8 protein-coding genes, 1 tRNA gene and 1 pseudogene are annotated in these 13369 nt (G+C 64.1%); 8 read left to right on the forward strand and 2 right to left on the reverse strand.

The features are described from left to right. Positions 1–130: 130 nt before the first annotated feature. Both hypF and hypE read left to right on the forward strand, forming a co-directional pair. Complete coding sequence (hypF, locus tag KBA32_RS13580) at positions 131–2440, forward strand: carbamoyltransferase HypF (RefSeq protein ID WP_294359790.1); 2310 nt, start codon at positions 131–133, stop codon at positions 2438–2440. Between the two features lie 187 nt (positions 2441–2627). Continuing rightward, on the forward strand, positions 2628–3650 hold the full coding sequence (gene hypE, locus KBA32_RS13585; RefSeq protein ID WP_294359792.1) for a hydrogenase expression/formation protein HypE: 1023 nt from the start codon (positions 2628–2630) through the stop codon (positions 3648–3650). Between the two features lie 292 nt (positions 3651–3942). Here the strand turns inward: hypE and KBA32_RS13590 are convergent, their stop codons facing one another. Both KBA32_RS13590 and KBA32_RS13595 read right to left on the reverse strand, forming a co-directional pair. Further along, positions 3943–6828, reverse strand: a complete 2886-nt coding sequence (locus KBA32_RS13590) for a DNA methyltransferase (RefSeq protein WP_294359793.1) — start codon at positions 6826–6828, stop codon at positions 3943–3945. 273 nt (positions 6829–7101) lie between these two features. Then, positions 7102–7281 (reverse strand): hypothetical protein, encoded by a 180-nt coding sequence (locus KBA32_RS13595; protein WP_294359795.1) that lies wholly within the window; start codon positions 7279–7281, stop codon positions 7102–7104. Between the two features lie 179 nt (positions 7282–7460). Between KBA32_RS13595 and KBA32_RS13600 the strand changes: the two genes are divergently transcribed. The 6 genes and pseudogenes from KBA32_RS13600 to KBA32_RS13625 form a co-directional block, all read left to right on the forward strand. Then, positions 7461–7545 (forward strand) — tRNA-Leu (locus KBA32_RS13600). Positions 7546–7647: 102 nt separating this feature from the next. Then, positions 7648–9558: a bifunctional diguanylate cyclase/phosphodiesterase gene (locus tag KBA32_RS13605; protein ID WP_294359797.1), complete on the forward strand. Its 1911-nt coding sequence runs from the start codon at positions 7648–7650 to the stop codon at positions 9556–9558. Between the two features lie 203 nt (positions 9559–9761). After that, positions 9762–11648 carry a sulfatase-like hydrolase/transferase gene (locus tag KBA32_RS13610; protein ID WP_294359800.1) on the forward strand — a complete coding sequence of 629 codons (1887 nt, stop codon included), beginning with the start codon at positions 9762–9764 and terminating at the stop codon, positions 11646–11648. A gap of 32 nt (positions 11649–11680) precedes the next feature. Further along, entirely contained in the window at positions 11681–12436 is a 756-nt protein-coding gene (locus KBA32_RS13615; RefSeq protein ID WP_294359802.1) for a phosphatase PAP2 family protein, read from the forward strand. Between the two features lie 71 nt (positions 12437–12507). After that, a complete protein-coding gene (locus KBA32_RS13620; RefSeq protein WP_294359804.1) occupies positions 12508–13152 on the forward strand; it encodes a thermostable hemolysin in 645 nt (214 codons plus the stop codon). Continuing rightward, positions 13149–13369: pseudogene (locus tag KBA32_RS13625) on the forward strand (AMP-dependent synthetase); the annotation flags it as partial. The gene KBA32_RS13620 and the pseudogene KBA32_RS13625, both read left to right, overlap by 4 nt.

The raw sequence follows: 13369 nt of genomic DNA on the forward strand, positions 1-13369 counted from the left end.
CTACATGAGGTGGCGATGTCTGCGCGAGCGCAGATCGTTGGTTTTGACCGCAGCATCTACCTGTCCATTTCCCGCAGGGGACGGCATTTCTCGGGACGCGCATTAGATGCCGATCAGTGCTCAACACGACATGGCTAGCGACACCCTCATTGCGCAGCGCATCCGCCTGCGCGGCCGCATCCAGGGTGTCGGCTTCCGGCCGTTCACCGTTCGACTGGCCCAACGCCACGACGTGCGCGGCTGGGTGCGCAATGTCGGTGGCGAGGTCGAAATCCATGCCGAGGGTCGGCCCGAACCGCTCGCGCGTTTCGTCGCCGGACTGACCGCCGAGGCGCCGCAGCTCGCCCGGCCTGACGCCCCGCAAGTTTCCGCCGCGACGGTCGAGCACCACGAGGACTTCCGCATCCTCGACAGCGGGATGGCCGGTCAAGCCAGTCACAACCGGATCGTCGTCCCGCCCGACCATTTCGTTTGCCCCGATTGCCTGGCCGAGATGGCCGACCCGCAGGCGCGGCGTTATCGCTACCCCTTCACCAACTGCACGCAGTGCGGCCCGCGCTACACGATCATCGATCGACTGCCCTACGACCGCCCGAACACGGCGATGGCCGGCTTCGAGCTCTGCGCCGATTGCCGCGCCGAGTACGACGACCCGGCCGACCGGCGTTTCCACGCCCAGCCGCTGGCGTGTCCGCGTTGCGGGCCGACGCTGGAATACTTGGAATGCCATCAACCCGGTCGGGCGGTGCTGCGCGATAACGAGGCGGCGCTCGCCGCCTGCGTCGAAAGCCTGCGCGACGGGCTGATCGTCGCCGTCAAGGGCGTCGGCGGCTACCACCTGCTGTGCGACGCGCGTTCCGACGCCGTCGTCGCCCGCCTGCGTGCGCGCAAGCGGCGGCCAGCCAAGCCGTTTGCGGTGATGCTCTCGGAAGCCATGCTGGAAGCCGGCGACATCGCCGCGCCGACGCCGGAGGAAGGCGCGTTGCTGCGCAGCGCACAACGCCCGATCGTGCTGGCGGCAAAGAAGGCCGGTTCGGCGCTCGCCGCGGCCATCGCGCCCGGCCTCGGCGAAGTCGGGCTGCTGCTGCCCTACTCGCCGTTGCATCACCTGCTCGTGCAGGCATTCGACGGGCCGCTGGTGGCGACGTCGGCGAACATCAGCGGCGAGCCGGTCCTGACCGACGCCGCCAGTGTCGAGCAACGGCTCGGCGACGTGGCCGACGCATTCCTGCATCACGACCGCCCGATCCGGCGGCCGGCCGACGACTCGGTGTTCCGCACCGTCGGCGGCACACCACGCCCGATCCGCCTCGGGCGCGGCCATGCGCCGCTGGAATTCCCGCTGCGCCGACCCGTACCCAGCCCGCTGCTGGCCGTCGGCGCCGATCTCAAGAACACGGTCGCGCTCGCCATCGACGATCGCGTCATCGTGTCGCCGCATCAGGGCGACCTCGGTTCGTTGCGCGGTCTGCAAGTCTTCGCGCAGGTGATCGACGACCTGTGCCGGATGCGCGCCGTCGAGCCGGAAATGCTCGTCTGCGACGCCCATCCCGGCTATTTTTCGACGCGCTGGGCGAGCGCGCGGAACCGGCCGCTGCTCCGCGTCGGCCACCACGCGGCGCACGCCAGCGCCGTCTACGCAGAAGCCCCCGGCGGCGGCCCGATGCTCGTGTTCACCTGGGACGGGCTCGGCTGGGGCGACGACCAGACCTTGTGGGGTGGCGAGGCGCTGCTCGGAACGCCCGGTGCGTGGCGCCGCGTGGCGAGCCTGCGCCCCTTCCGCCTGATCGGCGGCGACCGCGCCAGCCGCGACAGCTGGCGTTGTGCGCTGGCGCTCTGCCTGGAAGCCGGTGTCGATTGGCACGACAAACCCGCGACGGCCGATCTGGCAATCGCCGCGTGGGAAAAGCGCGTCAACAGCCCGCAGACCTCCTCGGTCGGCCGCCTCTTCGACGCCGCCGCCGCGCTGATCGGCGTCACCCGCGAGCAGAGCTACGAAGGCGAGGCGGCGATGCGTCTGGAAGCGCTGGCGACCGGCAAAAGCAACAGCGACGCGCTGCCGCTGAACAAGGACGGCGCGCTGTGGCGAGCGGATTGGGCACCGCTGCTGCCGCTCTTGATGTCTGAAGAGCGCTCGCCGGCCGAACGCGCCGCGTTGTTGCACGCAACGCTCGCCGCCACGTTGCGCGAACAGGCCGTGAAACTGCGCGAGGAATCGGGCGTCGCGCGCGTCGGGCTCGCCGGCGGCGTGTTCCAGAACCGTGTGCTCGTCGAACACGTCCTGCGGGAACTCGCCGCCGCCGGCTTCACCGCATTCCTTCCCGAACGCCTTCCGGTCAACGATGCGGCGATCGCCTTCGGCCAGATTGTCGAGGCGCAGGCGCGCCTGTCAGCCGACCCGGGCCGCAACGACAATTTCCTGCTTGCGAGAAACCAATGAACCTGAAAACCTCACCGCAAAGGCGCGAAGGCGCAAAGATCGCAAAGGAAACAACAGGTGGGTCGTACTTGGCCATTCACCCTGTGGGTCAAGATGAAAGATAGGTGCCGTTCGCGTAGCGCTTTGATTTTCTTTGCGAACCTTCGCGATCTTTGCGCCTTTGCGGTGAAGAACTGAGTTTTTCAGGATGAACCATCACCCGCATCCAATGCACGAGCGAATTTCACTGGCCCACGGCAACGGCGGTCGCCTGATGCGCGAACTGATCGACGGCTTGTTCGCCCGCATTCTCGGCGGCGCGCTCGATACCCGCGTCGACGCGGCGGTGCTGCCGCTCGCCGCATCCGGTGCGGAGTGGATGATCACCACCGACGGCTTCACCGTCGAGCCGCTCGAATTCCCCGGCGGCGACATCGGCAGCCTCGCCGTGCATGGAACCGTGAACGATCTGGCCGTCTCCGGCGCCACGCCGCGCTACCTGAGCCTCAACGTGTTCATCGAGGAGGGTCTGGAAATGGCCGTACTCGAACGCATCACGCATTCGATCGCCCGCAGCTGCGCCGAAGCCGGCGTCAGCATCCTGGCCGGGGACACCAAGGTCGTGCGCCGCGGGCAAGGCGGCGGGCTCTACCTGGCCACCACCGGCATCGGCGTGCGCACGACGCAGACGCCGCTCGGACTCGACCGCATCCAACCCGGCGATCACCTCGTCGTCAGCGGCAGCGTCGGCGATCATGGCGCGGCCGTCATGTTGGCGCGCGCGCAATTCAACCTCTCCGGCACCCTGCGCTCCGACGCCGCGAGCGTGCTGCCGGTGACCCGCATCCTGCAACAGATCCCCGGCCTGCGCTTCATGCGCGACCCCACGCGCGGCGGATTGGCGACGGTCGCGCACGACATCGCCGCCGCCACAGGCGCCGGCGTGCGGCTCTACGAGGAGCAAATCCCGGTGCAGGCGCCAGTCGCCAGCGTCTGCGAGATCCTCGGCTACGACCCGCTCTACCTGGCCAGCGAAGGACGCGTCGTCGCCGTGCTGAGCCCCGACGCCGCGCCGGCTGCCGTCGACGCGCTTAAGGCCGCCGGCTTTGCCGACGCCAGCACCATCGGCATCGTCGAAGACCTGAACAACCTCGTCGTGCTGCAAACATCGCTCGGTGGCGAACGAATCCTGCCGGAGCTTGAAGACGACCCCCTGCCGAGGATCTGCTGAGGCAACCCAGGAAAGCGTATGGGATCAGGGCAATCGTATTTGACTTAGGAGCAGCTTGCTGCGCGAAAACGGCGCCTCCGCTTGCTGACCCGCCCATTCGCCCAGTGGAACTGGACTCCTGCACAAACCGCGGCGGCCGTGCCGCAAAGCAGAGGTCGCAGCGAGACGGCGCCACGCCCCTATTGATCCGGCACGAAGAAGTCTCAACTCCCGTTCAGGCTGAGCCTGTCGAAGCCCGCCCCCTTCGACAGGCTACTCAGGGCGAACGGACTTCAAGCATTATCGCGCCGGATCAATAGCTCCGTTCCAGATTCAGCGCCAGCAGACGGCGGAGGATCTCTTCGTCGGGTGTTTCGGGGGCGTAGTCGGTCCAGCCGTAGGCGGCGGCGACGGCTTTGTCGAGTTCCTTGTGCGCGAGATCGAGCCAGGCCGGACGCTGGTTGTAGAGGTTGGTCAGCGTGCGCTTCTTGAGGTCGGCCTCATGGCCGGGTTTGGCGACGGGGCGTTTGGGGAAGCCGGCTTTTTCCTCTTCCGGCGTGATCACCCAATCGACCCACTCGGGCGGATTGAGCCAGTTCTCGCGCAGCTCGTTCAGGCGACGGGCGGCAGCGGCGATGTTCTCGGCGACGATCTGCTCGGCCAGGCACGGCGGCGAGGCCTGACAGTCGCGCGGCGCGGTATCGCGCGGCGTGAGGTTGGGTGGGAAGGGGAAGGTTTCGAAGCAGGATTTGGCGTTGTACGTCGGGTCGTTTCCAACGCCGTGCATTGAAGCATTGGCTAGCGACCATACTTCGTGCGGCCTACTTGAAAGAATGCCGAAAGTCGCATCATCATCCCGGCAGATGGCGTAGAGGCGCGAATCTGGCAACACGGCTTTGGGCAGCCAAACGAAGTAGCGGTGTTTGGAAACGCGTGGTGTCGAAAGGTAACGCGATAGCGCCGTGGTTGCTTTCCGATAAGCCGGCACTGTCTCCCCATGACGCCACCAATAACGTTTCCTGCTTTCGCGGTTGCCGGCCTCACGCATGGGCCGAACATGTTCCATGACGTGCGCGATGGGCATTTCAAATAGCACAGCGTCGGCTTCAAGCATATCGGTGCCGAAGTCGATTATCCAGGTATCTGACGGTCGCTTCGCGAGGTCTTGACCGTTCGCCCACGGGCGCAATACTTCGGCACTTGAACGACCGTTGGGATTTGGCAGCGTTAGCCACTGGCGTGCCAGAGGACCGGGGATATCGAAGCTGCCAACTTTGACAGGCCCTTGAAACGCAACACCCTGATTCTCAGAAAGTGGGATCGCCGTAGTAAGGTTGAGGCCCTCAACAGCGGTTAAGTCGGCATGAATTGACTGCACCTCAAGGCTGTTCAATCGACTGCCACGATCAGTGGGATAAATCGTCCCGAACCCGACCAGCGACACGCGCACCGCGGCGCCGTCATTGACCCAAGCCTCGTCGCTCCACGCTTCAAAAATTCGTGTGGTGGCAACGATTCGTTCGAGCACCTTGCGGTTCGCACCGGCACGGATGGATTGTGTTGCGACAAGGCCGGCTGCCTTGAGCTGGCCGGCTTCGATCTGCGCGCGCGCCTTCTCGAACCAGTAGGTGACGAGGTCGGCGCCACCGGGAACGCGGCCGTCGTAGGTCTTGCGTAACGTTTCGACGTATTCGGCGCCGAGTTCGCTGCGCATGACCTTGTCCCCGAGGAACGGCGGGTTGCCGACGACCACATCGGCGGTCGGCCAGTCGGCTTCCGTAACCCCTCCCGGCCTCCCCTTGTCAGGTGAGGAGAAAGACAGCAGCGCGTCGCGGTGTTCGATGCCGTCGAGCGGTTTGAGGATGGGGTTGATGGCGTGCGGGTAGCCGTTCTGGCGGCACCACTGGATGTCGCCGATCCAGACGGTGACGCGAGCGAGTTCGGCGGCGAACTCGTTGATTTCGAGGCCGAGGATGTTGTGCGGGCCGGTTTCCATGTTCATCGGCGCTTGCAGGCCGAGTTCGAGGGCGTCGACGTGGGCGCGCTTTTCGATGTCGCGCAGGGCCTTGAGCGCGAGGTAGAGGAAATTCCCGGAGCCGCACGCCGGGTCGAGCACGCGGAAGTGGTTGAGGCGGAGCAGGAAGCCTTGGTACGTGGCCTTGGCCTTCTTCGGTTTGGCGACGATCTCAGTCTTGGCCTCCTCCCATTCGGCGGCGAGCGGTTCGCGCACGAGCGGGTCGATCAGCTTGGCGATGGTACCGGTGTCGGTATAGTGCGCGCCGAGCGGGGCGCGGGCGGCGGGGTCGAGGCCGCGCTCGAAGAGGGTGCCGAAGATGGTGGGGTCGATGGCGCGCCAGTCCATGTCGGCGGCGGCGCGGTGCAGCGCCTTGAGGTCGTCGGCGCTGAGCGCGGGGACGTCGATCGTCTTGAACAGGCCGCCGTTGAACCAGGGGATGTCGTGGTCGCCGTAGTCGCCGCCCTTCTTCTGCATGGCGGTGAAGAGCTTTTCGATGCGCCGCGCGGCCTTCCCCGCATCGTTGCCTGCGTTGGCAAGCAGGCTGGTGAAGACGCCGGCGGGGAGCAGCTGTTCGTCTTCGGCAAACATGCAGAACAGGCACTGGACGAGGAAGTGGGCGACCTTTTCGCCGCAGTTGTCTGCAAAGGCGCCGCGCTCGCGCATGGCGGCGGCGAGCTGGGCGAACTGGCCGGCGGCTTCGGCGGTGATGGCGGCGGTGGATTTCTCGGGGCGCAGCTTTTCGGGGTCGGTGAACACCCACTTGAGGAGCTGGCGCTTCTCGGGCTCGATGAGTTCGTCGATGCGGATTTCACGCGGCTCGTCCGGGTAGCCGGTGAAGGCGGTGTGGATGACGATGCGTTCGCGGTCGCAGACGACGAGGAGCGGCGGGTTGTCGAGCTGCAAGGCGTAGTCGGTGAGCTGCTTCAAGGCGGCGTCGAGGTCGCGGCCCGGTTTCTTGTTCTCCCAGCCGAAGTGGTTGCGCTTCCAGACGTCGGCCCAGCCCTGTTTTGCATCCGCTCCGCCTCCGGCTTTCTTGGCGCCGCGTTCGAAGCAGTAATTCTCCGGGTCACGCGGCTTGTCGACGCCGAGCAGCTCGCAGAGGTCGTCAAAGTGGCCCTGCGCGCCGGCGCGTTCGGTGAGGGCGTTGTTCTTCCAGGTGGCGATGAACTGTTCGGGGGTCATGGTTGGTGGGGCTTCTTGAAATGCCGAAACACCCACCACAGAGCCACAGAGACGCCGAGTTTTCGCAGAGAAAACCTTTGGCAACGGCGTTTTTCTCTGCGTTTCCTCTGCGCCTCCGCGACTCTGTGGTGGATTTTGAATTTTCTTCACAGACTCTGAGGTTTTCAGGATTATTGGTCAGTACGCGGGGTCAGGACAAGCGGGCCGATATGCGCCAGGGCCCACCGCACCGCTCGCCCTGAGTCGCGAGCCTGTCGAACGATCGAAGGGCGGTCAATGCCACAGGCCTGGCGCTCGTTCATGGTTCGACAGGCTCACCACGAACGGAGAACCTTTGGTGGAGAGGTTCGCCACGAACGGAAAACCCTTGGTGGAGAGGCTCACCACGAACGGGGAACCCTTGGCGGAGAGGTTCGCCACGAACGGAGAACCTTTGGTGGAGAGGTTCGCCACGAACGGGAAACCCTTTGCTGGAGAAGCGCACCACGAACGGAGATGAGTCGTTCGGTGACGTCGTACCCGATCGTCTGAGCGCCTCAAACTTTCCTTTGCACACAACGCAAAACCCCGTTAAAATCGCGCCCCTCAAATGCGGGATCGGCACGTTGTGGCAGCCCGATCCGTTTGAAACCGCCGACGTGGTGAAATTGGTAGACACGCTATCTTGAGGGGGTAGTGACTTCGGTCGTATGAGTTCGAGTCTCATCGTCGGCACCATCATCGTCGCTTGACTGCGACACAGCTTTTCCCCGCTTTCCAATGCCGATTAATGATCTATGCTGAAAGGCATAGCTGTGAGGACATGGAGGATATTCTCCAATGGCAGAGCAGGCGGAAACCCCTGAAGGCACGCATAGCGCCGGAAGTACCGATGATCTGGAGCGCCTGGCCGAGGAAATCGCGCGGACCCAGGATTCAGAGTACCCGGAGAACGCGGAGGATCTTTCGCCGGAAGCGGCACACCAGCTTTTCCACAAGCTGCGGGTGCACCAGATCGAGCTGGAGATGCAGAACGACGAACTGCGCCGCGCACAGGAGGAAGTCGAAGCTGCGCGGGTGCGCTATTTCGAGCTGTACGATCTGGCGCCGGTGGGCTACTGCTCGCTGAGCAACACCGGGCTGATCGAGCAGGCCAACCTGACGGCGGCCGACCTCCTGGACATATCGCGCAGCGAGCTGGTGGGGGAGCGGATCGATCGCTTCGTCGTTGCCGACGACAAGCACGTTTTTGACCTGCACCGCGCCCACCTGATGGTCACGGGCGAGCCGCAGACCTGCGACCTGCGCATGATGAAGGCCAACGGAAGCGTGTTCTGGTGCCGCCTGACGTCGGTGAGCGCGCACGACATCAACGGCAAGCCGGTCTGCCGCATCGTGCTCAACGACATCACGCAGCACAAGCACCTGGAGCTGCTGACCGATGCTTCGCTGCAATACTCACGCAGCCTGATCGAGGCGAGCCTGGACCCGCTGGTGACGATCAGTGCCGATGGCAAGATCACCGATGTGAACAAGGCGACCGAACTTGTGACCGGCGCCACCCGCGAAGAGCTGATCAACAGCGACTTCGCCGACTACTTCACCGACCCGGAGAAGGCCCGCGCTGGTTACCGGCTCGTCTTTTCGAAGGGCTACGTCACCGACTATCCGCTGGCGATCCGCCACGTATCGGGAAAGATCACCGATGTGCTCTATAACGCGAGCGTCTATGTCGATCCGAACGGCAAGGTGAACGGGGTCTTCGCCGCGGCGCGCGACATCACCGAGCGCAAGCGCGTGATCGAGGAGTTGCGCGAGCAGAAGGAGTTTTTCCACCTCATCGCCGAGAACATCGGGGACTTCATCGCCGTGCTCGATCCAAAGGGACGGCGCATCTACAACAGCCCGTCCTACCTCCAGTTCTTCGGCTCGAAACACGATCTGCGCGGTTCGGACTCGTTCGCCGATGTCCACCCGGACGACCGCGAACGCGTGCGCAAGGCGTTCTTCGACACGGTGAAGACCGGGCACGGCCGTCAACTTGAATACCGGATGGTGATCAACGACGGCAGCGTGCGCGTCATGGAGTCGCGCGGCAACGTCATCCGCAACAAGAACGGCAAGGTCACGCGCGTCGTCGTCGTCTCGCACGACATCACCGAGCGCAAGCACATGGAAAATCAGGTGCGGCAGATGGCCTTCCATGATGCGCTGACCCAGTTGCCCAACCGGCGCCTGCTCTACGACCGCCTGAACCAGACGATGGCGGCCAGCGCGCGTAGCGGCTACTACGGCGCGCTGATGTTCCTCGACCTCGACAACTTCAAGCCGCTCAACGACCAGCACGGGCACGACGTGGGCGATCTCCTGCTGATCGAGGTGGCCGAGCGGCTGAAGGGCTGCGTGCGCGAGATGGATACCGTCGCCCGCTTCGGCGGCGACGAGTTCGTGGTAATGATCAGCGAACTCTCGCTGGAAAAGCAGGAATCGCTGGCCGAAGCCGGCATCATCGCCGAGAAGATCCGCCGCCAGCTGGCCGAACCGTATCTTCTGACCGTCAAGCGCCGCGACCGCCCCGACGAAGCGGTCGAGCATCAATGCACGGCGTCGATCGGCGTGGTGCTCTTCGTCAATCACGAAGCCGGGCCGGACAAGATCCTGAAATGGGCCGACGCGGCGATGTACCGGGCCAAGGAAAGCGGCCGCAACCGGGTCTGCGTCGTCGATCTGAAGCGGGATGATTTGAGCTGACCGACCTCACTCGATCCATATCCCCCCCCGTACGGCGCCCTCGTAGCCCCGCGCAGGAGGTGCTACGCGAAGCGTTGCGCATCGTTCAGGACTTGAAGTCCGCGTGCGCAACAAGTCGCGCACCCTACCGTCTGATCCAGGGCGATTAAGAATGCCTTAAGGAAGGCGGCCAAGAATGCTTCACCTCCAAGGAAAGCATTCACATGGCCAAACTCCCATCGCTCGACAAGATCCATCGTTTTCACCTGCTGACCTGGCTGCTCGTTGCCCTGCATGTCAGCACGTTTACCGTCGGCAGCCAGTACGCCGCCCCCGGCACCGCCGCGTGGACGCTGGCGACGACCGCCACCTATAGCGCCTTCTACCTGTTGCCGGCGCTGATGCTCGGTTATCTGGTTCGTGGTCTGATCGGGCACTTCGCCCCCCGGCGCAGCCGCCTCCTCGCTTTATCGCTGATCGGTTTGACCGGCCTCACGCACGCGCTGCTCTTCGCCGACCGGATGATCCACTCGATGTACGGCTTCCACATCAACGGCTTCGTCCTCGACCTGGTGCTGACACCGGGCGGCATCGCCTCGCTCGGCGCCAGCCTGAGCACGCAGATCACGGCGGCGTTGATCGTCGCGGCGTTGCTGCTGATGCAGGCCGCCGCCTACTACCTGACGGCGGTGCGCCAAGCGGCGCCAATGAGAAGCGAACCGAGCGCCGGCAAGCGCTGGCGCTGGCTCATCCTTGCCCTCGTCTTCGCCACCGTCGGCGAGCGCGTCGCGTTCGCCTATAGCTCGGCGACCAACTACCAGCCGATCCTCTTCGCCAGCGAGCGTTATCCATTCTATCTGCCGCTCTCGATGCGCAAGGTCGCCAAGGCGCTGGGCATCAAAGAGCAACCGCGCAATGAAGCAGGCATCGACCTCGCCAAGGGTTCGCTCAACTATCCGCTGGCGCCGCTCGTCGTCGACAAGCCGGCGCGCTCACCCAACGTCGTCTGGCTCGTCGCCGAATCACTGCGCTTCGACATGCTCGATCAAGAGATCATGCCGCAGACGTGGCAGTTCTCTGAGCAGGCCATGCGTCTGGAAAAGCACTACAGCGGCGGCAACCTGACGCAGATGGGCGTCTTCTCGATGTTCTACGGGTTGTACAGCACCTATTGGTTCCCGATGCTCGACAACCGCCGCTCGCCGCTGTTGATGGACGTGATGCAGCAGCAGAACTACCAGTTCGGTCTGTACACCAGCCAGCGCTTCACCTTCCCGGCCTTCGACAAGACGGTCTTTGCCAAGATGAATCCGGCGGACATGCATGAGCGTCAAGGTGGCGCCGATCCCTGGAAACGCGATGTGATCAACATCGACGAGATGCTCGGGTTCATCGACAGGCGCGATGTGAATCGGCCGTTCATGACCTACATGTTCTTCGAGTCCACGCACGCCAATTACGACTTCCCGCCCGAGTCCGCAATCGCCAAGCCCTACCTCGAAGACCTCAACTATCTGACGGCCGACTTCAAGGGGCAGATCGGCGAGATCAAGAACCGCTACATCAACGCCGCGCACCACGTCGATTCGCAGATTGGCCGCGTAATCGAGCACCTGCGCGAGAAGCAACTGCTCGACAACACCATCGTCATCGTCCTCGGCGACCACGGCGAGGAGTTCATGGAGCGCGGCCGCTGGGGGCATAGCGCAGAGTTCAACCGCTTCCAGACGAGCACGCCGGCGGTGATCTACGTACCGGGCCAGCAGCCGCGCGTCGTCACCGGCATCACCAGTCACCTCGACATTCCCGCGACGCTGATGCCACTGCTCGGCGTGAAGAACCCGGCGTCCGACTACTCGCTCGGCAAGAACCTGCTCGACCCCGCGTATCACCGTGACTACGCCGTCGCCGGCGACTGGAACCGCGTTGCCTACCTCGGCGAGAGCTTCAAGGTCGCCTTCCCGGTGAACACGGCCGGCGCGGTGAAGAGCGAAGCCACCGACGGCGAAGACAACCCACTCAGGGATCACACCGAGGCCAAGGTCGCCATTCGGCCAGTGATGGTCGAGATGATGAAGAACCTGACGCGTTTCACGAAGAAAGCGGGCTAACCCCGTCCAATATCCAGCAAGGTACTCGACACATGAACACAGTCCGCCCCACGAACGCCCCCCTCCTACTCGACGATTGGCTGATCCGCGCCGCGCTGATCCTGCTCGGATCGGTCAGCGTCATTCTCTTCATTGGCCAATACACCGACCTCGATTTGTGGATCGCCGACTTTTACTTCGATGCTGCCAAAGGCGTCTTTCCGTGGGATCGAACCTGGTTCGGACGTGACCTGATGCACGGCTACGTGAAGAACGTCATCGTCTGGATCGGCTACCTGATCATCGCCGCGACGCTGGCTGATCTGCTCATTCCTTTCATACGAATGAACTCACTTGCCCGGACACGATTACGCATCGTCGCACTGTCCGCCGTGCTCGAACCGCTGCTGATCACGACGCTCAAGCAGACGTCAAACATGCATTGTCCTTGGGGCGTCGATCGCTTTGGCGGCGACCATCCCTTCCTGCGCCTGCTCGACGTCGTGCCGGACGTCTGGCAAGCCGGTCATTGCTTCCCGGCCGGTCACGCGAGCACGGCGATGTGGTTCTCGGCGCTCGCCGTACTCTGGCTGCCGAACAATCCGCGCCGCGCCGCTTGGGTCTTTCTCGCCGGCATTGGCGCCGGCTTCACGCTCGGCTGGGTGCAGCAGATGCGCGGCCAGCATTTCCTGACGCACACACTTTGGACTGCATGGCTTTCGAGCGCGCTCGTCGTCGCGCTGATCGGCGTTTTTTCCGCGCAGTTGAAAGGCGCGAACCAGGCTCGCAAGGTGCTCGCGGCTGTTTGATCCGTACCTTAAGACGCAGTTAAGAGTGGTTTCCTAATATGGGTCCCACGATCAACAGCGAGGGACTCCCAATGCAGCCCGCAACGTCTGCCCGCCCGCAAGCCCAAGTATTCAAGGACCAGAAGATCAACCAACGTATCGGTCAGCAGGCGCTGCCGATCACTGCCACCCACGTCGATACCGACGCGGCACGTCGCAGCGATGCCGAGCGATTTGTCCGCGATGTTTTCCTCCGACGCTACGGCGCACATGTATCGGTCTTCACGCCCCAACTGCTGATGCTGGAACAGGCCGGCCACCCGGTCGCCGTGGCCGGCTGGCGCGGCGCGGTGACGGAACCGCTCTTCCTCGAGAATTATCTCGACGCGCCGATCGAGACGATCCTGCGCGCACTGACCGGCCAGACGCTGCGCCGTGAGCAGATCGTCGAAGTCGGCAATCTCGCTTCGGAAAAGGCGGGCGGCAGTCTGCAGGTCATCCGGCATCTGGCGCGCAAGTTCGTCGAAGCCGGCCATGAATGGGTAGTCTTTACCGCGACACAGGAGTTGATCGGCATCTTCGCCAAGCTCGGTTTGCCGCTACTGGCGCTGGCCAAGGCCGACCCGACTCGCCTGGGCAGCGCGGCCGCCGACTGGGGCAGCTATTACGAGTCGGTGCCGATCGTCGTCGCCGGACGTATCCGCCTGGCGCTCGAACGTTTCGGGAGCCGCGCATGAGCACGAACCGACTCTTCGACGCACTGGCTGCACGACCCGACGATGCAGTCGTTCTCCGTAGCGCAACTTCGGTCTGGACGTCCAAGGCCGTGCGCGACGAAGTCGAAAGACTCACGGCACGGCTCGCCGGCGCGCGTGTCGTCGCCCTCCTCGCCGACAATTCGCCCGAGTGGGCGCTCACCGATCTCGCCGCACTGCACGCCGGCGTCGTACTGCT

It is taken from the genome of Propionivibrio sp. (assembly GCF_017995515.1).
Lineage (GTDB): Bacteria > Pseudomonadota > Gammaproteobacteria > Burkholderiales > Rhodocyclaceae > Propionivibrio.

Excerpts from the sequence above, each read along its gene's own strand:
- KBA32_RS13615 (WP_294359802.1), top strand. The coding sequence starts at position 11,681 with ATGAACACAGTCCGCCCCACGAACGCCCCCCTCCTACTCGACGATTGG.
- KBA32_RS13620 (WP_294359804.1), top strand. The coding sequence starts at position 12,508 with ATGCAGCCCGCAACGTCTGCCCGCCCGCAAGCCCAAGTATTCAAGGAC.
- KBA32_RS13605 (WP_294359797.1), top strand. The coding sequence starts at position 7,648 with ATGGCAGAGCAGGCGGAAACCCCTGAAGGCACGCATAGCGCCGGAAGT.
- KBA32_RS13610 (WP_294359800.1), top strand. The coding sequence starts at position 9,762 with ATGGCCAAACTCCCATCGCTCGACAAGATCCATCGTTTTCACCTGCTG.
- hypE (WP_294359792.1), top strand. The coding sequence starts at position 2,628 with ATGAACCATCACCCGCATCCAATGCACGAGCGAATTTCACTGGCCCAC.
- hypF (WP_294359790.1), top strand. The coding sequence starts at position 131 with ATGGCTAGCGACACCCTCATTGCGCAGCGCATCCGCCTGCGCGGCCGC.
- KBA32_RS13590 (WP_294359793.1), bottom strand. The coding sequence starts at position 6,828 with ATGACCCCCGAACAGTTCATCGCCACCTGGAAGAACAACGCCCTCACC.